A 2,072-nucleotide genomic window follows, 5' to 3' on the forward strand; every position below is an offset into this window, starting at 1 on the left:
GCTCGCGCCTCTACACCGCAAGGCGCTGACCGGAAGTTAACGTGACATCGCCGGGTTCCGGCTTTCATACCAAACGTCAACACTCTGCAGAATGTTGAACGCTGATTGGAAGCGAAAGCCGATCTGATGTGCTATTTGCGTGCCTAAAACATCTTTGGAAGACTGCAAACATACGGTATCTGAAACCATGATGAAAAAACCCGCCCTTCTGCGGCACGTACTAATCATAGGAACGTCCGTGCTGACGGGATACCTGCTGCTTGCTTCGCGTGCCGAGTGGTCGGAGATGCACCGCTACAACCGAGCGCTGGGGGATCTTTCACTGCTGCTCATCGTTGCTGCAATGGCGATTGGGCCGCTCGCACGCTTGTCGTCTACGCCCTTTTTACGAAAGCTTATGCCGTACCGACGCGAGCTCGGTATTTATGCGGTTCTGGCGGCGACGGTGCATACCATCATAATACTGATCGGCTGGGTCGAGCTTGATTTTGCACGGCTGTTCGGTTTTGAGTATCACCCCCAACTGCAACGCTACGTGATGCTTCAGCACGGGTTTGCGCTGGCCAATGTGGTTGGGATCGCGGCACTGCTCTACGGCTTTGTGCTTGCCGGTACGTCGAATAATTTCAGCCAAAGGGTACTTGGCACGTCCGTGTGGAAATACATCCAGCAGGGCGCTTATGTTCTGTGGTGGCTGGCAGTGCTGCACACGGCCTATTTCTTGTTCTTTCATTTTCTTGATTTCCACCGCCAAATGCCTGAGCCAAACTGGGCGCGATGGCCGTTCGTTGCCCTTGTGGCGTCAGTTATCGCTCTGCAAGGGGCCGCCGTTGTAGTCACATGGCGTTCGCAAACTTCCCGGCGGATCTACGGCGCACCCTCGCAACGGGAGTAGTCGCGATTTCATCAGACGCCCAGGGTCGGGACTTCTGGCGGCCTGAAACCGATCGGGTGGGCATGCGCAGAGGCGTAACGACCTAAAAAGCAACCAAGGCAGATCGAAATGCAGAAACACGATAAAAACCACGATGGGAACGACGGCTACCGTGAAGGCTCGATCAGCCTTGGCGGAGCTGTTGCCATGGGCACGGGCGTGATGATCGGTGCGGGCATCTTTGCCCTGACCGGACAAATCGCCCAGCTGGCTGGACCACTATTTCCACTCGCGTTCATCGCTGGTGCCATCGTGACCAGCTTCAGCGCTTACAGCTACATCAAGATGTCGAACGCCTGGCCCTCGGCAGGGGGCATCGCGATGATCCTTCAGAAATGCTATGGATCGGGGGCGGTCGCGGCGGGAGCGGCGCTCTTGATGGCGCTCAGCATGGTGATCGCGGAAAGCCTCGTCGCACGGACATTCGCCACTTATGTCTTGCGGCCTTTGGATATCACGGGCGGGCCACTTGTGCCCGTTCTGGCGGTTGCCGTGATCGTGTTCGCATTCTTGGTCAACATCGCAGGAAACCGCTCCGTCGGGCTATTCTCTCTAGTCATGGCGGCGATCAAGATCGGGGGCATCGCGCTGTTCGGTATCGCAGCACTCTGGTCAAGCGGGTTTCAGTTCGCCGCCGCGTCAGAAACGGCCGAGACCTTTGGAGTGACAGGCTTCATCGCGTCCGTTGCGCTGGCGATCCTTGCCTTCAAGGGCTTTACCACGATCACCAACAGCGGCGGCGAAATCACCGATCCCCACCGCAATGTGGGCCGCACTATCATGCTGTCCATCGCGATCTGCGTGGTGGTCTACCTGCTTGTGGCCTTTTGCGTGGGCGCGAGCCTGACAATCGACGAAATCATCGCCGCGCGCGACTATTCGCTGGCCCAGGCGGCTGAGCCCGCACTCGGGCAGGTCGGCTTTTACTTGACGGTCGTGTTGGCGGCCGTGGCCACAGCATCCGGCGTGCTGGCCAGCGTTTTCGCAGTGTCGCGGATGCTGACCATGCTGACGGAGATGAAAATGATCCCGCACAGCCATTTTGGCATGTCCGGGGCTGTCCAGCGGCATATGCTGGTCTATACAGTCGTTATCGCCTCGACGCTGGCCGTGCTCTTTGATTTGGGACGGATCGCAT

Annotated in this window: 2 protein-coding genes; both read left to right on the forward strand. The window is 58.0% G+C overall.

What is annotated here, in order from left to right:
- The first annotated feature begins 187 nt into the window (after window positions 1–187).
- Window positions 188–895 (forward strand): ferric reductase-like transmembrane domain-containing protein, encoded by a 708-nt coding sequence (locus tag KUG85_RS21005; RefSeq protein ID WP_223006758.1) that lies wholly within the window; start codon window positions 188–190, stop codon window positions 893–895.
- A 108-nt stretch (window positions 896–1,003) separates the two neighbouring features.
- Window positions 1,004–2,072, forward strand: a 1,069-nt coding sequence (locus tag KUG85_RS21010; protein ID WP_223006759.1) for an APC family permease, incomplete at its 3' end; no start/stop codon positions are given.

The sequence above is a fragment of the Nitratireductor rhodophyticola genome, from assembly GCF_019891355.1.
Taxonomy (GTDB): Bacteria; Pseudomonadota; Alphaproteobacteria; order Rhizobiales; family Rhizobiaceae; genus Nitratireductor; species Nitratireductor rhodophyticola.